The sequence below is a fragment of the Mesorhizobium sp. M1217 genome (assembly GCF_040318275.1).
Taxonomy (GTDB): domain Bacteria; phylum Pseudomonadota; class Alphaproteobacteria; order Rhizobiales; family Rhizobiaceae; genus Mesorhizobium.
Genome location: NZ_JAMYMA010000018.1, coordinates 99,830 through 117,926, shown reverse-complemented (window position 1 = coordinate 117,926; position 18,097 = coordinate 99,830). Strand labels below are relative to the sequence as shown.

The 18,097-nt window shown below is 62.3% G+C and carries 15 protein-coding genes; all 15 read left to right on the top strand.

The annotated features are described in order from the left end of the window. Positions 1-5 precede the first annotated feature (5 nt). The 15 genes from tssB to NKH37_RS26285 are packed head-to-tail and all read left to right on the top strand — an operon-like array spanning position 6 to position 18,083. The gene (tssB, locus tag NKH37_RS26355) at positions 6-542 is read left to right on the top strand and encodes a type VI secretion system contractile sheath small subunit (protein ID WP_352508039.1); all 537 of its coding nucleotides are present in this window, start codon (positions 6-8) and stop codon (positions 540-542) included. Positions 543-544: 2 nt separating this feature from the next. Beyond that, on the top strand, positions 545-2,047 hold the full coding sequence (tssC, locus tag NKH37_RS26350; protein WP_023720342.1) for a type VI secretion system contractile sheath large subunit: 1,503 nt from the start codon (positions 545-547) through the stop codon (positions 2,045-2,047). Positions 2,048-2,092: 45 nt separating this feature from the next. Beyond that, complete coding sequence (locus NKH37_RS26345) at positions 2,093-2,554, top strand: Hcp family type VI secretion system effector (protein WP_023678576.1); 462 nt, start codon at positions 2,093-2,095, stop codon at positions 2,552-2,554. After that, positions 2,541-3,296, top strand: coding sequence for a type VI secretion system baseplate subunit TssE (gene tssE, locus NKH37_RS26340; protein ID WP_023720341.1), 756 nt, complete (start codon positions 2,541-2,543; stop codon positions 3,294-3,296). The genes NKH37_RS26345 and tssE overlap by 14 nt, the downstream gene beginning before the upstream one ends. 1 nt (position 3,297) lies before the next feature. Then, complete coding sequence (tssF, locus tag NKH37_RS26335; protein WP_023720340.1) at positions 3,298-5,172, top strand: type VI secretion system baseplate subunit TssF; 1,875 nt, start codon at positions 3,298-3,300, stop codon at positions 5,170-5,172. Further along, positions 5,136-6,197, top strand: a complete 1,062-nt coding sequence (gene tssG / locus NKH37_RS26330) for a type VI secretion system baseplate subunit TssG (protein ID WP_353041781.1) — start codon at positions 5,136-5,138, stop codon at positions 6,195-6,197. Before tssF ends, tssG begins: the two co-directional genes overlap by 37 nt. After that, complete coding sequence (tagH, locus tag NKH37_RS26325; RefSeq protein WP_352641608.1) at positions 6,194-7,663, top strand: type VI secretion system-associated FHA domain protein TagH; 1,470 nt, start codon at positions 6,194-6,196, stop codon at positions 7,661-7,663. Before tssG ends, tagH begins: the two co-directional genes overlap by 4 nt. Before the next feature lie 3 nt (positions 7,664-7,666). Then, positions 7,667-8,122 (top strand): type VI secretion system lipoprotein TssJ, encoded by a 456-nt coding sequence (gene tssJ, locus NKH37_RS26320; protein ID WP_023720337.1) that lies wholly within the window; start codon positions 7,667-7,669, stop codon positions 8,120-8,122. Between the two features lie 39 nt (positions 8,123-8,161). Continuing rightward, complete coding sequence (gene tssK, locus NKH37_RS26315) at positions 8,162-9,496, top strand: type VI secretion system baseplate subunit TssK (RefSeq protein WP_353041779.1); 1,335 nt, start codon at positions 8,162-8,164, stop codon at positions 9,494-9,496. Between the two features lie 4 nt (positions 9,497-9,500). Continuing rightward, on the top strand, positions 9,501-10,823 hold the full coding sequence (gene icmH, locus NKH37_RS26310; protein ID WP_023720335.1) for a type IVB secretion system protein IcmH/DotU: 1,323 nt from the start codon (positions 9,501-9,503) through the stop codon (positions 10,821-10,823). Position 10,824: 1 nt separating this feature from the next. Continuing rightward, the gene (gene tssM / locus NKH37_RS26305; RefSeq protein ID WP_353041777.1) at positions 10,825-14,358 is read left to right on the top strand and encodes a type VI secretion system membrane subunit TssM; all 3,534 of its coding nucleotides are present in this window, start codon (positions 10,825-10,827) and stop codon (positions 14,356-14,358) included. Further along, positions 14,340-14,882: a type VI secretion system-associated protein TagF gene (tagF, locus tag NKH37_RS26300; protein ID WP_352641602.1), complete on the top strand. Its 543-nt coding sequence runs from the start codon at positions 14,340-14,342 to the stop codon at positions 14,880-14,882. The genes tssM and tagF overlap by 19 nt, the downstream gene beginning before the upstream one ends. Continuing rightward, positions 14,882-15,991, top strand: a complete 1,110-nt coding sequence (locus NKH37_RS26295) for a DUF2169 family type VI secretion system accessory protein (RefSeq protein WP_023720332.1) — start codon at positions 14,882-14,884, stop codon at positions 15,989-15,991. The genes tagF and NKH37_RS26295 overlap by 1 nt, the downstream gene beginning before the upstream one ends. After that, the gene (locus tag NKH37_RS26290; RefSeq protein ID WP_353041775.1) at positions 15,988-17,013 is read left to right on the top strand and encodes a beta-ketoacyl synthase N-terminal-like domain-containing protein; all 1,026 of its coding nucleotides are present in this window, start codon (positions 15,988-15,990) and stop codon (positions 17,011-17,013) included. The genes NKH37_RS26295 and NKH37_RS26290 overlap by 4 nt, the downstream gene beginning before the upstream one ends. After that, complete coding sequence (locus tag NKH37_RS26285; protein WP_352641598.1) at positions 17,010-18,083, top strand: PAAR-like domain-containing protein; 1,074 nt, start codon at positions 17,010-17,012, stop codon at positions 18,081-18,083. The genes NKH37_RS26290 and NKH37_RS26285 overlap by 4 nt, the downstream gene beginning before the upstream one ends. Positions 18,084-18,097 lie beyond the last annotated feature (14 nt).

Sequence of the window (18,097 nt, the reverse complement as noted above, 5' to 3'; positions counted from 1 at the left end):
AAGCAATGCCAGCCGAAAGCAAAGCCAAGGTCATCGAACGAAATCGCGCGCCGCGGGTGCAGATCGCCTATGACGTGGAAACCTATGGCAGTCCAACGACAATCGAGCTGCCGTTTGTCATGGCCGTCATGGCGGACCTTTCAGGCGCTTCGCAGACCAAGGAAGCGTCGAAGTCGATACTGGACCGCTCCTTTGTCGAGACCGATGCTAACCGTTTCCCGCGTTTCATGGAGGCACTTGGACCACGCGTGAAAGCCCGCGTGAAGAATACGCTGCCCCAGGCCGAAGGCGCCGAGCGGGACGAGGAGCTGGCGCTCGACCTTACCTTCACCAAGATGGGCGATTTCGCGCCGGACAAGATTGCCGAGCAGGTCCCACAGTTGGCCGAAATTCTCAAGATGCGCCGCCAGCTCGAGGAACTTCTCGGCTTCATGGACGGGCGTGTGGATGCCGAAAAGCGCATTGCGCAACTGCTGAACAATGAACCGCTTCTTGGCAAGATCGCCAGCCAGGCACTGGCGGACGACAAGGCAGGGGAATGACCATGGCCGAACAGCAAAAAACCGCCGCCGTCGCCGAGGCGGAAACCATCGATCTCGGAGAATTCAGCGGGCTCCTCGAGAAGGATTTCAAGGTCAAGAAGGACGACAGCGAAAAGCTGCAGCAATTGGTGCGCAATCTCGCACTTGCAGCGCAGACGCGTTCCGATACCACGACCATCTCATCGAATGCGATCAAGTCGATCAAGTCGTTGATCGCCGGTATCGACAAGATGCTTTCCGAACAGGTCAACGAGATCCTGCACGCGCCGGAAGTGCGCGAAATGGAGGGCACATGGCGTGGCCTGTGGTATCTCGTCAACAATACCGAGACCGATCAGAAGCTGAAGATCCGGGTGATGAACATTTCCAAGGAGCAGCTGGCCGATACGCTTGAGGATTATGAGGGCCAGATGTGGGATCAGAGCCCGATCTTCAAGAAAGTCTACACGGACGAGTATTCGATGCTTGGCGGCGAGCCGATCGGCTGTGTGATTGGTGCCTACGAATTTTCCAACCACCCGCGCGACGTCGGTCTGCTGCGCAACATCTCCGGCATCTGCGCCTCAGCGCACACGCCCTTTATCGCAGCCGCCTCTCCGCGCCTGTTCCGTATGGACAGCTGGCAGGAATTGCCGAACCCGCAGGACCTGCAGCAGATCGTCTCCAACCCCGCCTATGCCTCCTGGCAGTCGCTGCGCGAGAGCGAGGATGCACGCTACATCGGCCTGACCATGCCTCGCGTTTTGGCACGGCTGCCGTATGGCACCGATACCGTTCCGGTGAAGGGCTTCACCTTCGAGGAGGAGGTACATGGCGACCATAACAAATATGTTTGGATGAATGCCGCCTTCCCGATGGGCGTGAACATAAACCGCAGCCACAAGCTCTATGGCTGGGGCACGCAGATCCGCGGCGTCGAAAATGGCGGCACCGTCCTCAACCTGCCAGTGCACAGCTTCCCAACCGATGATGGCTCGATAGCGATGAAGTGTCCGACGGAGGTCGCCATCGACGACCGGCGCGAGGCGGAGCTGGCCAAGCTCGGCCTGATGCCCATCCTGCATAGAAAGAACACCGATCTCGCCGCCTTTATTGGCGCCCATTCGCTGCAGGACGACGAGACAAGGGCGGGACGACTGGTCGACCCCGATGCGCAGGCCAACGAGCGGCTGAGCGCCAACCTTCCCTACCTTTTCCCGGTCTCGCGCTTTGCCCACTACCTCAAGGCGATCGCGCGCGACAAGGTCGGTTCGTTCAAGGAGCGCTCCGACATGCAGATCTGGCTGACCGAATGGATCAACCGGTATGTGCTGGCCAACCCGGCCTTTGCCGACGACAAGGCGCGAGCCAAGCGCCCGCTCGCCGCCGCCGAGGTTCAGGTGGACAGCGTGGAGGGGCGCCCCGGCTACTACAATGCCCGCTTCTATCTGCGCCCGCATTATCAGCTGGAGGGTATCAATGCCTCGCTCCGACTGGTTTCGGAACTTCCGTCCGTAAAGACTTGATCTGCAGCAACAACATCTTGGTTTTGAAAGCGGTGGAGAAAGACAATGCCCACAAATACGAAGATTGATGGCTTTCTAAAGGTTCCGGATATCAAGGGTCCAAGCACTCGAGATGGTCATGAAGACGAAATCGAAATCCATGGCGTCGATTACAAGATGATCGCACCCTATGATCCAAATTCGCTCTCGCGCCGAGGTCGTGTGTCCTTGGGTATGATCAAGTTCACCAAGCACTATGACAAGTCTTCGCCCTACCTGAAAAAGGCGCTGTTCGAGAACAAGGCGCTGGACGAAGTCGTGTTTTCGGCACGGCGGACCATTGATGGTGAGACCAAGGATTACCTGGTCGTCACACTCACCGACGCCTCGATCATGGAATACGACATGTCGCAGGCCGAGGATGAGGAAGACCTGATCGAGGAAGAGGTCAGCTTCGCATACAAGAAGATAAAGTTCGTCTACGACGACAACGACGAAATCGAAATGGATGTCTATGTCGGCAAGTGAGGCCCGGCGGCCCGGCGCGGACAAGTCGCTGGGTAGCGGCAGTTCGCGAGCAAAGCGCGAAGCGGTCCAGCCCTCTCTGTGGGACCGCCTCATAAACGATCTGCCGGGCGTGACCTCCGAGATAGACGGACTGCGCCAGGCACTGCAGGACGAGCTTGGCGCGGAGCGGCTGGACAATCTGGTTGCTGCCAGTGCGCGGCTCATCGACGCCGACGCGGAGTTGACGGCCGACCAGAAGCGGCGTCTGCATCGCTTGGCCTTTCAGAGCCAGCACCGCGCTGAAATCGAAAGCCGCGGCGTGGTTGTGTCGGCTCGTGTGCTCAAGGAAGCCGTTCGGCGCGATGTCGAGGCTTTGTTTAACACCGAGCGCTTCGAGGCCGTTCCGCTTCTTTCCGACCTTGAAAGCGAACAGGCCGCGGACAACCCGCCGTCGCTCGCCGATTTTCCGGAGGTGCGTCGCAGCGTCGTCAATTACGGCGTGCCTTCCTTCTCGGGCCGTTCCTCCCGCGACTTTGATCGCGAGGCCCTGGCGCGCGAGATCCGCTCGGTGCTTGCCACCTTCGAGCCGCGTCTCAAGGACAGTGCAACAAAGGTTACGGTAACCCTTGGCGACAAAACCGTGGGCCTGAAGATCGAGATAGATGCGGTGTTGATCATGACGCCGACGCCCGAACGCATGCGCCTGCGCACCACGATCAACCTCGATAACGGCTTGGCTCGGACCGAATTTAGGGAAGCCTGAGATGGATCGGGTCTTCGTAGAATATTACGAGGAGGAACTGACCCATATCCGTGCGCTCGCGGCAGAATTTGCCGACCTGCATCCGGCGGTGGCGCGCAACCTTTCACTAGATACGGTCCCCTGTCCGGACCCCTATGTCGAGCGGCTGCTTGACGGTGTTGCCTTCTTGGCCGCGCGGACCCGGCTCAAGGTTGATGCGGAACGCTCGCGTTTCTCGCGCGCCGTCCTTGATGTTCTCTATCCCGATCTTGTCACGCCGGCGCCGGCAACGGCCATGGTGGTGCTCAAACCCGGCCAGCAAGTCCAGACGATGATTGCGGGCCATGTCGTCAAGCGCAATACGCGGCTGGTCTCCAGCCTCCAGCCTGGCCTGTCGACGCGTTGCACGTTCACGACTGCCCAGGACATAACGCTGTGGCCGATAGCCATCACCTCGGTCGGGTATTTTCAGGATCGCAGCGCCTTGGCGGCAGCCGGCATCACGCGGATCGGCGGTGTCGATGGCGAGGCGGCGCTTCGCATCACGCTGGCCCGTACTGGAAAAGGCAAGCTCGACGAACTGTCGCTCGACCGGCTTGATCTCTACTTTGCCGCGCGCACCAAGGCACCGCTGCTTTTCGATGCGATTTTCGGCGCCTGCTCAGCCGTTGGTGCACGACCGGGAGGCAAGACCAACCCAATATCGGCCTTGCCGGCACCCGAAATGGTCGGCATCAGCGACGACGAGGCTCTGATGCCTCGTACACGTCCGACCTTCGAAGGATATCGTCTTCTGCGCGAACATTTCATGATGCCGGAGCGCTTTCACTATGCTCGGGTTTCGGGGTTGCAGCCCATCGTGCGCAGATGCACAGCCGAGCTCGAGATCATCTTCATCTTCAGGCGTCCGGCGCCTGAACTTGCCGATCTGATGGCGGCCGATTTTGAACTTTTCGCAACCCCGATCATCAATCTGTTCGAACGCGAGTGCAACGTCGTCGAGCTCGATCCGCGCAAAACGCGGCAGGTGCTGCATGCCGACCGCACGCGAGCGCGGGACTTCGAAATCTATCGGGTTATCCGCGTCGAGGACGCCGACAGCGAGGGCAGCGACGCCACAATCCCGGAGCTCTTCAGCCTGGGACAGAACCGCGGCAGCGGCTGGGTTTATTCCACCGAACGGCGCCCACGCCGCCCGACGGAGGAGGAACGGCGCGATGGCCTCACCCGCACTTCATACACGGGCGATGACGTTTTCCTGGCGATTTCACGCCCAGCGGAAAGTCCACCGAACCGGCCGCTGAAGCGCGTCGACATCGTGGCGCTCTGCACCAACCGCGATCTGCCGATCCTTGACGACAACCCTACCTTGACGCTGGAAGCCGGCGATCCGGTCGAAACGATCCGGCTTCTCGGCGCATTGCGCCCGCCTCGCCCAGCCATCCCCGCAGCGCTGCCGGCGGGCGCGGCGGGTGAATCGCGAGCCGACAATCTCGCCTGGCGGCTTGTAGCGCAGCTAGCGCTCAACTTTCTAAGCCTTGCAAAGGAAGGTCGCGGCGTCGAGCCGCTGCATGCGCTGCTTGAGCTTTACGCCGACAGGGGAGACCCGAGCCTCGCCCGCAATGTGCACTCGATCGTACGCATCGACTCCCGGTCGGTCATCGAGCGGCTGCAGATCGATGGGCCGATGTGCTTCGGACGAGGCACGGAGGTGACATTGCATGTCGATCAATCGGTCCTGGCGGGGCAAAGCACCTTGCTGCTTTCGGCCCTGCTGGCACGGCTCTTTGCCCGTCATGCCGGGATAAACGGCTTTGTGCGAACCCGCACATGGCTGCTGCAGAAGCAGGAGGATGTGCCATGGCCGATGACGCCCGGCAATCGCTACCTGATCTAGACAAGCCTGGCCGGTCCGAAGAGCTGTCGGATGCGTTCGACTTCTTCGAGCTGTTGCGGCGACTCGAACGGAGAGGCGGGCTGTTCGGCTATTCCGGCCCGCCGGAGCGCGAACCCTCGCGGCTCGGGCAGCATGTCCGTCTCAGCTTTTCCGCCAAGGACTTGGCAGAATTCCGCGAAGCGACTGACAAAGCGCCCGCCCGGGTTACGGTCGCAAACATTGGTCTGATGGGACCTGAAGGTCCGATGCCCCTGCATTTGACGCGCTGGGTGCTAGATCGCCTGTCGCAACGCTGGTTCACAGGCGCCGATGCGCAGCAGACCAGCGACACAACCTTCATGGACTTCGTCAACATTCTTCAGAACCGGATGATCGCGCTGTATTACAGGGCTTGGGCGGATGCGCATCCGGCGGTTCAGGTCGAGCGCGCGGCAGGCGGGCGCGTTCGCGCCATGCTCGAAGCCATGGCGGGGATAGGGCTTCCCGGCACCCACAATCCCGAACTGGACGCCGTGAAGCTGCGCCAGGCAGCTTCGCTTGCCAATCAGGTCGACGGCCCCGAGCGGCTGACGCTGTTCCTGGCGGAGGCGTTCAAGGTGCCGGTCCAGATCAGGGAGTTCATCGCTGCCTGGATGACCATACCAGCCGCGCTCCAGACACGCCTAGGCAAAGCCTACGTAGCGCTCGGCCGGGGAGCAACGATCGGTCCGCGTGTCTTCAACCGTCAAAGCAGGATCGAGCTCCGTGTCGGCCCACTGGGCTACGAGGAGTTCAAGGCGTTCCTGCCGGGCGGTCAGCGCCTCAAATTGTTCAAGCAGGCCGTTAGCGACATGGTCGGCGAATCGCTCGACGTCGATCTGCGCATCGTGCTGGCGCGCGATGCCGTTCCGCCGCCGCGTATTGGAACCGTCCAACTCGCCCGGACCGCGTGGCTTGCGCGGCCCGCTGAAAGGGGCGATGCTGACGACATGCGGCTGCGGACATTAGTCGGCTGGCGGCAGGAAGGGGCGGAGGTCGCGGCATGAGTCTGCTGCTGACGCTGGAGCAAGGGCCACGCACCCAGGCGGTACGGCAGACCCGGCTTGACGAGGGGGAACTGGTGATCGGCCGCAGCGCGGACGCCGGCTGGCAGATCGACGATCCCGACATGTTCGTTTCGCGCGCCCATTGCAGGATCACTGGTGGGCGCGACGGATATTTCGTCACTGATACGTCAAGCAGCGGATTGTTCATAGACGACTCGGACAGCCCGCTCGGTGCCGGCAAGTCGACGCGTCTTCGCAATGGCATGCGGCTGAGACTGGGCGATTACGTCGTATATGTCGATCTGCAGACGCCGAGTGCCCAAGCCACAGCAGCAGCAGCCGCAGGGCCAGTTCCGGAGCGCTCCCCGCCGGCGTCTCGGGCGCCGGTCAGCATCGGCCGTGACGATTTCTTTTCAGCCACCGTGGAAGAAGAGCCGCAGCGGCCACGTCCAGCCGGGCTGCCGAACCCGTTCGAGCAGCCGATCCCGGGTGCGTTCGAACGGGCCAATTCCAGACAGCGCAGCTCGCCTGCTTTCGATGACCCGTTCAGCCTCGATCCGATCGCAACACCCGTATCCAAAGGCACCGCAGGACCAGCCCGCGCGCCCAACCAGACAGACCCATCCGGCCTCGACTCGGGATCGTTCCCCAACGGCTCAACGGAGCCCCCGACGGCAAAGCTGCCGGAATTCAATGACGACTTCGGTTTTGGGCCAGCCGCGGCCCCCAGCCCGGGACGCGATGCGGGCTCGACCGGTCAGCGCGAGCGCGACGCCCAACCACTGCAAGCGGCCAATCCCTGGGACGTGCCCGTGCGAGCGGCAGATGCCCCTCCCCCAATGCGAGCAGGCCCAGCCGCCAGCCCCGCCCGCCAGCCGCCTGCGAGGCAGCACGCCGAAATGGCGCTTCGCACCGCATTCCTGCGCGGCATGGGCATCGCGGAAGCCGATTTTCCCGGACGCGATGCCGTCGCCGAGATGGAGAAGTTCGGCCGCGAATATCGGCTTATGATGGAAGGATTGATGCAGCTGCTACGCAAGCGTGCCGAAGAAAAGGGAAATGCTCGCGTTGCGCAGACAATGGTCGGAGCCTCCGAGGTCAATCCACTCAAGTTTCTGCCGACGGTCGACGACGCTATCGTGACGCTTATCGCCGAACGCAGCCCCGGATTTCTGGCCGGCGAAGCGGCTATCGCGGATGCGGTTCGCGACCTCGCACAACATCACGTACGCGCCTGGCGCGGCGTGCAGGCCGCCTTGCGGCGGATGGTCGACCGTTTTGAGCCGGCAGCCATCGAAGAAGAGCTGAAATCGAGTTCCGCGATCGGCACGCTGTTGTCGGGCGGGCGCGGCGCCAAGCTGTGGGAGCTTTATCAGAAACGCCATCGTGAAATCGCCGAGAGCGCGGAAAAGAGCTTTCTCGGCGAAATCGGCGACGATTTTCGGGATGCATATGAGGAGGAGTAACACATGATCGATCGACGCGAATTTATCGTTGCCTTGGGTGCGACCGGGCTGCTTACGGCCTGTCAAAGCGCCGGGCCGCCAAAACCGTCGGTCATCACGGTCAAGCTGACAGGGGCGGCCGGTATGAACCCTGGACCAGGCGGCGGCGACCGGCCAGTGACGGTGCTGGTCATGCGGCTGCGCAGCACCGGTAAGTTCAATTCCGCCGACTACTTTGCCTTGCAGGGGGATGCCGGCTCGGCACTGGCAGGTGATCTCATCGGATCCGACCAGATTGCCGTCGCGCCTGGAAAAACCGCGACCAAGACCATTACGGTTGAACCGGATGCGACGGCCCTGGGCTTCGTTGCACTTATCCGTGAGCCTGGCGGGCGAAACTGGCGGACGACCAAATCGGTTTCGCCCGGATCAAACTTTACGATCAATGTCACACTCGGCAGCGGCGGCATTTCCGCCTGACGGCCAAGGCAAGGGGAGCTCGATGCAGAGAGTAGCCGGATGAGCGATGCAAACAGGGTGCTGTGGTCCGAGGGCCTTTTTCTGCGGACCCAGCATTTCCAGCAGCAGGACCGTTTCTTCGAGGCGACTGTGCGCGACGCGTTGCAGGCCGGCCAGCTGCACACGTTCGGCTTTCAGCAATTGACCCTGGATAAGGCATTGCTCGATGCCGGCCAGATCTCGATCCTGTCTGCACGAGGCATTTTCCCTGACGGAACCCCCTTCTCCATTCCGGATCTGATGGACGCGCCGCGTCCGCTGCCGGTCACCCCGGATACAGGCGCCGGCCCAGTGCTGGTCGCCCTGCCGCTCGAGCCGGCCGGCGGCGTTGGCTTCGATCCCGCGCATGCGCCACCCAGCGGCGCGCGCTATCATGGACGGATCGTTTCGGTGCGCGATGCCGTCCAGGGCGGTTCAGACCCCGAAGAAATCGAAATCGCCCGACCGCAATCGCTGTTGCTTGCACCCGGCAAATCGGTCGGCGGCTATACCGCCCTGCCGATAGCCGACATCAAGGGGGTTCGCGCCGATGGCGGCGTTTCGCTGGACGAGACATTCCTGCCACCGGCCCTGGTTACTGGTGCAGTGGCCTGGTACCGGCAATTGCTTCTGGAAGTCGTCACAGGCCTTGACCAGATCGCCGAGGCGCATGGCAAGATGGTCATGGGCGGGCCAGGGCGCAGCGTCGAAGACCTGTTGATGCTCAACCTCGCCAACGCGGCGCGTCCGCGCCTGGCCCATATGCTGGCGCAGGATGTTTTCCATCCGGCCGAACTCTATCTGGAACTGGCCGGGCTTGCCGGTTCGATGGCGACCTACGGCTCGAGCGCGCGGCGACTGGGCGAGCTGCCGGCTTACGATCACATGGCGCCCGGCCCACCGTTTTCGGCGCTGGCGGATGCATTGCGCTCACTGATCCTGAGCCTGCGTTACATCGAGCCGAAATCGCGCGCGCTGCCCGTCATGCGCCATTCGACCAATGTTTGGAAAATCCGCATCGACAATCCGAAGCTGCTGGTAGCCAGCCGGATCGTCATCCGGGTCGGTTCGGAACTGTCGGAGGACGCGCTACGCAAGATATTCGTCAACCAGGCGACCGTGGGCTCGGCGGATGAGTTCGAGGGCCTGTGGAAGTCCCGCCTGCCCGGCATCCCGCTGAAACCGCTTCATTCGCAACCGCGCGAGATTCCTTACGACGGCGATCGGCTGTGCCTTGAGCTCGACCAGAAAAGCGAGCACTGGGCATCGCTGCTCGGTGCCCCAGGCTTCGTCATTGGCGTTTCGGGTGTACTGCCGAGCGAACCGCAGGTGGACTGCTATTCGGTGAACAGGTGAAACCATGAGCCGGGATGATCCTTTCGGACTGTCGGAGGATCGCGAACGCACTCGCATCAGGCTGACCGGCACGCCGATGCCGCGGCCGATGGCGGCATCCTTGCCGGGCGGGCCGGTAAAACGCTCGCGCACCCACCCGAACGGCCTTGTCAACGCCTTCGCGCCCCTGCTCGAGTTTGCGCCGGAGCTTGAGAGCGCGCTGCCACCGGAGAATCCGGAAGTGTTACGCACCCGGCTGCTCGAAGAACTGGTTCGGGCACGCGACACGGCAATGGCGGGGGGGTCGTCGATGGAACGGGCCGATCAGGCAGCCTGGGTTGTGGCGGCTTTGCTCGACGATCTGGCACTGAACACGCCCTGGGGCGGGGCCAGCGCGTGGCCCCGTCAGCCGCTTGTGGTCATGTTGCGGGGCGATGTCGACGCCGGCACGCAGTTCTTTACACGGCTCGACGAACTGGAACGTCATCCGAACCGAGATCGCGAATTGCTCGAACTCCAGTATGACTGCCTGGCACTCGGTTTTCGCGGCAAGTATCGCGTGCCCGGCCGGTCGGGCGATCGCTCGCTCAATGCCGTTCGTGTGGCCGCGGCACGTTTCCTGCGCGATTCCGACGCCGAGAATGCCCCGCTGTCACCAAACTGGAAGGGCGTCATCGCATCCGACGAGCCGCAGCGCTTCATCGTTCCGATCTGGGTAATGGCCCTGGCCGTGGCGGTCATCGCTACCGCGACCTATGTCGGGCTCTCGATGGGCCTAAGCAGCCAGGCGGTGGAGCTTTCAGCACTGGTCCGAGCCCTGCCGCCGCCGACCCGTGGCGACATCAGGCGCATATCGCCAACAGTCGATGCCCCGCCGCCGGAGACTGTGGATTTTGCACTGCTGCCCGAATTTGAGGCCGAGGCGCCGGGCAATCTCAGATCGGCTCTCAGCGGCACGGAGAGCGTTTCGCTGGCCAAGCTGGTCATCCAGGCATCCAACCCCGAACTGTTCCAGTCGTCGCGGCCAACACTGACGGAAGGATTCGAGCCGCTGATCGGCTCGATCGCCAAGGTGATCCTCGCCAATCGTGACCTGATCGGCAACATCACTGTGGTCGGACATACGGACGGGGTTCCTCTGCAAAGAACCAATCCGCTGTCGACCAACCAGCGACTGTCTGAGGCTCGCGCCCAGACCATTGCCGACATGCTGGTACAAAACGGAGTGCCGCAGGAACGCGTCCATTCCGAGGGCCGGGCAGCCACGGATCCAGTGGCCGACGACGGCACGCGCGAGGGCCGGGCCCTGAACCGGCGCGTTGAGGTGCTGGTCGAAAAGAGGCTGTGAGATGTTCATCCTGCGCTTCCTCTGGGCGGTCCTGACATCGCGCTGGCTGTGGACACTGATTGGCATCACGCTGCTTTCGTTGGTGATCTGGGTATTCGGGCCGATCGTCAGGGTCGGACCCTACGACCCTTTCGCCTCGGACAATGTGCGCATCGTCATCATCGCGCTGCTGGTCATCTTCTGGCTGATCTGGTTGATCGTTGCCCAGCGTCGGGCGATCCGTGCCAACCGGATGTTCGTCGCCGAAATCGCCGCGCCGGCGGTGGAGAAGCCACTCAGCCCCGGCGAAGAGAATGTCGCTGCCGTCGGTGCCAAGTTCGCCGAGGTCATGGCCGAGTTGAAGCGCCGCAAACTGGGCGGTCGCAAGTTCCTGCGCGAGATGCCGTGGTACGTTATCGTCGGGCCGCCGGCCACCGGCAAGACCACAGCCTTGCGGCAGTCGGGGTTGAACTTTCCGATCGACCTGACCGACGACCTGCAAGGGGTCGGCGGCACGCGCAATTGCGACTGGTTCTTTTCGGAGAGCGCGGTTCTGATCGACACTGCAGGCCGCTATGTCCAACAGGAGAGCCAACCCGACGTCGACGCGGTGGAGTGGCTGGGCTTCCTCGACCTTTTGAAGAAGCACCGGGGCCGTCGCGCGCTCAACGGTGTGATCGTCGCGCTTTCGATCGATGTGCTTTCGGAGGGCGACGACGCCATCAAGGCGCATGGCCGCAAGATCCGCCGTCGGCTGGCCGAGCTCAACGATCGCCTCGAGATCCGCCTTCCGGTCTATCTGATGCTGACCAAAGCCGACCTGATCAAGGGATTTGAGGCTTTCTTCGGCGGTTTGTCGACGGCTGCGCGCGAGCAGGTCTGGGGGACCACGTTTGCACTCGACGCGCATGTCGATGCAAGGACCATCGAGCGGGAAATCGCGACGTTAGCAACCGAGCTCGAGCGGCGGCTGGTGCCCCGGCTGGAGGATGAGGACAAGCTTGCCGCCCGCGCCGAAATCTTCAGGTTTCCCGCCCAACTCGCCAGCCTGTCCGAGCCGATCCAGGTACTGGTCGAGGCGATGTTCGGGGAAAGCCGGTATGAGGAGGCCCCCTGGCTGCGTGGCCTTTATCTGACATCGGCGACCCAGGAAGGGGCGCCGATCGACCGGTTGACCGCAGCGCTATCTGCCTCCTTCGGCCTTCCGCCGCGCCGGGCGTTGGCCGCGCTGCGTGTCGAAAAACGCAGCTTCTTCCTAAAGAATCTGCTTACCGAAGTCATCTTCAAGGAAGCCGGCCTCGGCACCTTCGATCCGCTGGCGCAACGCCGCCGCGCCTGGGTCTGGCGTGGCGCGGCTGCCGCATGTGCCGCAGCCGCCCTGCTGGTCAGCGGGCTGTTCACCTGGTCCTATTACGACAACCGCAACGCGATCACGGCCCAGGCAAGCCAGTTCGAGGCGCTGCAAACGCCATTGACCTCGGCCGCGGCAAACCCGGCATCGGTAGAACAGCCTGCGATCGATATCGCCCTCGGTGCAATGGAAGAGGTCGCAAATGCCCGCACCCCGCCTCCTGGCGCAGCACAGGATTTGCTGGGGCCATCAGCCTCGGCGGAACTGGTGCGGGCACAGACCGACACTTACGACCATGCTTTGCGTAACGTTCTCGAGCCGCACATGGTGGCGCTGCTCGAGGCGACGATGTGGCGGCAGATCCGCGATCCGGACTTCATGCTTGGCGCGCTGAAGACCTATCGCATGATGACCGGCCTCTCCCAGATGGATCCGGATTTCGCCCAGAACTGGTGGGTAAATAGTCTGCCCGAATTCGCGGCAGCGGCCCCCTTCCCGACAGCTGACGCGGAAGAGCACCAGCTTGCCGCGATCCGTCGCATGGCGGTTGACGCCAGTTATATCACCCCGGACCAGGCACTGGTTGCAGAGGCACTGAAAACCGTCTGCACGATTTCCTTGCCGGCGCGTGCCTACAAGCAGTTGCTGGCCGACCCGGCGGTGGCTGCGCTCAAGGAATGGATCCCTGCAAACTTCGCCGGCCCAAACGGCGCCAAGGTCTTTGCGCGGCGTTCGGACAAGACGCTGCGGGTCGGCATTTCGGGAGCGTTCACCTATGCCGGCTTCCATGACGCCATTCTCGACCGGGTCGAGGATGTCGCCGCCCAGGCAGCACTCGACCGGGCGGTGTTCGCCGGCGGTTGCTCGGAGAATTCCGAAACCTCGGTGTCGGCGCTGTCAGAGGATATTCTGAAACTTTATTACGACGACTATATCGCGCAATGGGACAGCTTCCTGCGCGACATGAGGCTTGCGCCACTGACCGACCTAAACGTCGCCAGTGAAAACCTCAAGGATCTTTCAAGCGCCGACTCCGCGCTGAAGCGCCTGGTCACCGCGGTGGTCCAGGAGACCGAGCTTACGCGATCCGATGAAGCGCCGGCAAACGACAAGGCGGCGGCAGGTGGCTCGAAACTGCTTGGCAAGCTGGGCAAGCTTGGCAAGATCGTAAAAACCGGAGCAAAGCTTTTGCCGCGTGCGGGCTCCGCCGACGAAGTGGATCTTACCGGCAGTCTGGTGGCCGAGCATTTCAAGCCGCTCAAGGGTGCCATCGCCGAGGTCGAGGGCCAGCCGCCGGCGCTCGACGCCGCCATTGTCGCGCTCACCGCACTGTCCAACGTGCTGCAGACGGTAACGGCCAATCCCGATCCTCAGGACGCCATCAAGAAGCAGGGCGGCCTCGCAGAACTGACTGGAGCGGTTGCCAGGCAGTCGCAGATCCTGCCCGACCCGATCGACGATTGGTTGGGCGGCATTGCCGGCGATACCAGCGGTCTGACGCAGAAGGCGGTCACCTCGGAGCTCAACGCCATCTGGCGAGCCGACATCCTGCCGTTCTGCCAGGCAGCACTCAACAACCGCTATCCTTTCAGCCCTGACAGCGCCGTAGACGTCAATGTTCGCGACTTCGCCCGCCTGTTCGGACCGGCAGGGCTGATCGACAACTTCATAAACGACCACCTGATCAGCTATGTCGACACGTCGGCGCAGCCATGGAAATGGCGCGCCGATTTCGGCCTCGATCCTTCGGCACTGGCCGCGTTCGAACAGGCAAGACGGATCCGCGATGATCTCTTTCCCGGCGGTACAGGCCCGCTGATGAGCTTCACGCTCGAACCGAAGGACCTGTCGCCCAATGTTGCGCGCGTGACGCTCAACCTCGATGGCCAGAACCTCGTCTACTATAACAATGCAACGAGGCCGCAGCCGATGACATGGCCCGGCAAGGATGGCACAGGGGTCATCTCGCTTGCCTTCCAGCCGATCGATGGCTCGCCCGAAATCTTGCTCAACGAGACCGGCAGCTGGGCATGGCTGAGAATGTTGCGTAGCGGTCGCTTCACCGGCACGTCGCTGTCGGACGTCTACAGCCTGCGCCTGGGCACCAAAGGCATGTACGCCGATTTCCAACTCAAGGCTGCCAGCGTCGAAAATCCCTACAACCTGCAGATGTTCAAGAAATTTTCATGTCCGCCGCAGATCTGATCCTGCCCGGCTTTTACGGCAAAATGCCGGCAACTGGCGATTTTGTCGCGCGGCGGCTGCCGGGAGATTTTGTTCGCGCCTGGGACCGCTGGCTGGCGCAGCATGTCGTCCCGCTCATTGGCTGGGAACCCTGGCCGCACAGCACGCCGCTGCGGTTCCTGACCGGTGCGGGCTTTGTCGGCGCGTCGGCAGGCATCATCTTGCAGAGCGCCGACAGGGTCGGCAGGCAGTTCCCGTTGAGCGTCGTCGTGCAGCTTTCGGAGGCTCCCGTCGAGCTTGCCTATGCCAATGCGTGGTTTGGCGAGATCGAAAAGGTGGCGATCGCCGCCCAAGGCGGCGAGCTGACGCCGGACGAACTAGACGCCGCGCTGGCCGGACTGCCCGTGCCGCCTGTCGAGCCGGGCGACGAGCTCATCAGCGATATGGTGATGTGGACAGCCGGTTCGGACATTTTCGACATTGATCCACTGTCACCGCAAGCGACTCTGGAGCAAATCTTTGCCGCTAATTGGGAGACCAGGTGATGCAGATCTGGAACCAGATGGGCTACCCGCACCAGTTCACGGCAGCAACGGATGTTGGAGGGCACGATTGGCTCGTCGTCGTGGTGAAGGGGACCTTCGATTTTCCGGAGACACCTGGCGGAGACGTGCGCAAATCGGCGGAACAAGTTCCTCTGGTTTTCGCCGACACCCAAACTGGCAAACCGGGTTATTCCGCCACACTCTGGGAAACCGATTTTGCGTTCCGCAAACCTCGCTGCGACGTGATTGCCAATGGCTGTGCCTACGCGCCTGGCGGCCGGCCGGCCGAGCGTGTGCCTGTCGGCATCAAGATCGGCAACTGGTCGAAACTCTTCGAGGTGCTGGGCAATCGCGAATGGCGCGCGATTGGTCCGGTCTTCACCGCGACCTCACCGCAGCCGTTCCTGAAACTGCCGATCAGCTATGACAATGCCTGGGGCGGCGTCGACAAGCTCGACCCCGATGACAAATTGCCGGGGGTCTATTCCACCAACCCGGTCGGCACCGGCTGGTCACGCACAAAGAACCAGCGCTTCATTCCGGGTTTGCGGCTACCCAACACACAAAAAGTCGGCGAGGAAATCCGTTCGCCTTTCGGCGACTACACGCCCATGAGCTTTGGACCGATGGGGCGCGGCTGGCCCGGGCGCATCGAGTATGGCGGCACCTACGACGACAACTGGACCAAGAACATCTTTCCGTTCCTGCCGCCGGACTTCGACGAGCGCTACTTCCAGATGGCGCCACCAGACCAGCAAATAGACCGCCCGCGCGGCGGCGAAGAGGTGCAACTGGTGAACCTGACGCCGGAGGGGCGCATGAGTTTCCGCTTGCCGAACACGGCACTGCCCATGGCGCTGTTCAAGGACGGAGCTAAGGTGGTCGACACGCTGGTTCTGGCCGACACAATCCTGTTTGATCCGGAGCGCCGGAAGTTCTCGCTGGTCTGGCGTCTGTCCCAGCGGCTGCAGCGCACGATCCTTGATTTTTCCGAATGCTGGATAGGGTTGCCTACGCCCGGCATGTTGTTGGCTCGAGCGACCGGCAAACGCTACATCCGCAAGTTCGATACTCCGTTGCACGAAGACGACGGCGCGGAGGCGGCATGAGTGCCAGCCTCGATATCGTTTCAATAGGCATGGTGACGGCCGTTGGCCTCGACGGGCCGTCAAGTTGTGCCGCGATGCGGGCGCGGTTGAATGGTTTTCAGGAGACGCATTTTCACCAGTCGCCAGAGGCTCGTTTGACCGGCGCGCCGGTGCCGCTTCCGCGCAACTGGATTGGCGAGAAACGTATGGCTCATCTTGCTGCCGGTGCGATCTCCGAGGCCTTCGAAGCAGTGCCACAGGCACGTGGCCAAACCGCGCTCATTCTTTGCCTGCCGGAAGAAGACCGGCCCGGCCGACCGGTGCGCGACAATTCGGCCTTGTTGCGGCGGATCGGCGACATCATCCAACTCGCCCCCAACGACCACTCCCGTATCGTGGCGCATGGACGTCCGTCTGGACACGCCGCCTTCGACCATGCCCGGCGGCTGCTGGCTTCCGGTGAGGTGTCCTATGTGATGATCGCCGGCGTGGACAGCTACCTGACCGCGCCGACGATCTCCCATTATCTCATGGGAGGCCGCCTGCTGACGGCCGACAATTCCGACGGTTTTATCCCAGGAGAGGCAGCCGGGGCCGTGTTGTGCACACGCTCGGACGGCGGGGCCTTTCAGCTTTTCGGACTTGGCCTCGCGCGCGAAGCGGCATCGATCTACAACAAGGAGGATCTGCCCCTGCGCGCGTACGGCATGACATCAGCCTATGACGCGGCCTTTCGTGAAACGGGCATCGAGATGAGCCGGCTCGGCTATCGCATCTCCGATCTCGTCGGCGAGCAATACTGGTTCAAGCAGGCCGCGCTCGTGACGCTACGCCTACTGCGTGGCCGGCACGAATTTCAGGATCTTTGGTCACCAGCTGAATCTCTTGGCAACATTGGAGCTGCCGTTGTGCCGTTGATGGTTGGTATGGCCTGGACCGCCGCTCGAAAAGGCTACGCTGCCGGCAATCCAGTCCTCATTGAAGCTTCTTCGGACGCTGGAGCTTGCGGCGCCGCCCTGTTCGGCTCGAGGAACGCAGCATGACTGTCTTCGCCAACGGGCTGGAGATTGCCTGCAAAGCACAGGCAAACCAGGTCATAGCGGCGTTCCCCTATGTCTGTTTCACGCCGCCACAGACACCAGCGACACCACCGGGCGTGCCGGTGCCCTACCCGACCTTCGGCTCCGATAGCGACACCGATAACGGCACCAGCACCGTCAAGATCGGCGGCAAGACGGTTACCCAGAAGAACAAGTCCTACTACACCAAATGCACCGGCAACGAAGCGGGTTGCGCGCCGAAGAAGAACGTCATTACGTCTGTGAACACGGGCAAGGAGTACGCCCACGCCTGGTCCGGCAACGTGTTCATGGATGGCGAGCCGATCAGCCGTTTCTCCGACATTTCGTCGAACGACCACGCGTCGCCCATTGCCGGTGGCCCTCCCTTGCCCAAGGTCGGCATCCTCGACGAATCCGATCCCAGATGCGCGTTCCTCGGCATCAAGCCATACAACAAGCTGAAATGCGATCCGGGCGAGCAGAAGGAACACACGGTCGAGGTTCAGTTCTTTACAGCGGGCGGCGTGCGCGACCTCGTGCTGAAATGCTGCGAGAAATACGACGACAGGGAGGCACCATGCATCTGCATGAAGGCGAAATGGGTCGCTGGCGAAGGCGCAACAGCGCGTTCGGCAGGCGTTGAGGGACGTTCCGTTCTAGGCAGGACGACCAACACGCCCCACTACTACAAATCGGCTGAGGCAAGAAACTGGATCGCCAACAACCCGGAGGGAAAGCTGGGCGACTTCGTGAACACTTGCGTTGCCGCAACCGTCGACAACCTAGACATCCCGCCAGCGCAGGTCGCACTCGCGACAGAATGCCTTGAAGTCGCAAATATGAACTATTTGAAGAAGAGCATGAACAAGAGTGAGCAAGACGTAAAGGACAAGCAGGTGTGCCACACGACTTGCACGCGCGCCTACGCGGAAGAAGAGCGAGTGGCTGGAGCAAAGAAAAAGCTCAAAAAACTAACCGTATCTGCACGACAGGTTGAGAAGGCGATGAAGCAACGCCCGACGGTCGGGTGCAAGCGACGCGCCGGCACTTGAAGGGGTTCAAAGAT

Bases quoted from the DNA above. Each gene is read 5' to 3' on its own strand.
- tssJ (WP_023720337.1), top strand. From the start codon at position 7,667: ATGATCGATCGACGCGAATTTATCGTTGCCTTGGGTGCGACCGGGCTG.
- tssF (WP_023720340.1), top strand. From the start codon at position 3,298: ATGGATCGGGTCTTCGTAGAATATTACGAGGAGGAACTGACCCATATC.
- tssC (WP_023720342.1), top strand. From the start codon at position 545: ATGGCCGAACAGCAAAAAACCGCCGCCGTCGCCGAGGCGGAAACCATC.
- tagF (WP_352641602.1), top strand. From the start codon at position 14,340: ATGTCCGCCGCAGATCTGATCCTGCCCGGCTTTTACGGCAAAATGCCG.
- NKH37_RS26290 (WP_353041775.1), top strand. From the start codon at position 15,988: ATGAGTGCCAGCCTCGATATCGTTTCAATAGGCATGGTGACGGCCGTT.
- tssM (WP_353041777.1), top strand. From the start codon at position 10,825: ATGTTCATCCTGCGCTTCCTCTGGGCGGTCCTGACATCGCGCTGGCTG.
- tagH (WP_352641608.1), top strand. From the start codon at position 6,194: ATGAGTCTGCTGCTGACGCTGGAGCAAGGGCCACGCACCCAGGCGGTA.
- tssK (WP_353041779.1), top strand. From the start codon at position 8,162: ATGAGCGATGCAAACAGGGTGCTGTGGTCCGAGGGCCTTTTTCTGCGG.
- tssG (WP_353041781.1), top strand. From the start codon at position 5,136: ATGGCCGATGACGCCCGGCAATCGCTACCTGATCTAGACAAGCCTGGC.
- NKH37_RS26285 (WP_352641598.1), top strand. From the start codon at position 17,010: ATGACTGTCTTCGCCAACGGGCTGGAGATTGCCTGCAAAGCACAGGCA.
- NKH37_RS26295 (WP_023720332.1), top strand. From the start codon at position 14,882: ATGCAGATCTGGAACCAGATGGGCTACCCGCACCAGTTCACGGCAGCA.
- tssE (WP_023720341.1), top strand. From the start codon at position 2,541: ATGTCGGCAAGTGAGGCCCGGCGGCCCGGCGCGGACAAGTCGCTGGGT.
- NKH37_RS26345 (WP_023678576.1), top strand. From the start codon at position 2,093: ATGCCCACAAATACGAAGATTGATGGCTTTCTAAAGGTTCCGGATATC.
- tssB (WP_352508039.1), top strand. From the start codon at position 6: ATGCCAGCCGAAAGCAAAGCCAAGGTCATCGAACGAAATCGCGCGCCG.
- icmH (WP_023720335.1), top strand. From the start codon at position 9,501: ATGAGCCGGGATGATCCTTTCGGACTGTCGGAGGATCGCGAACGCACT.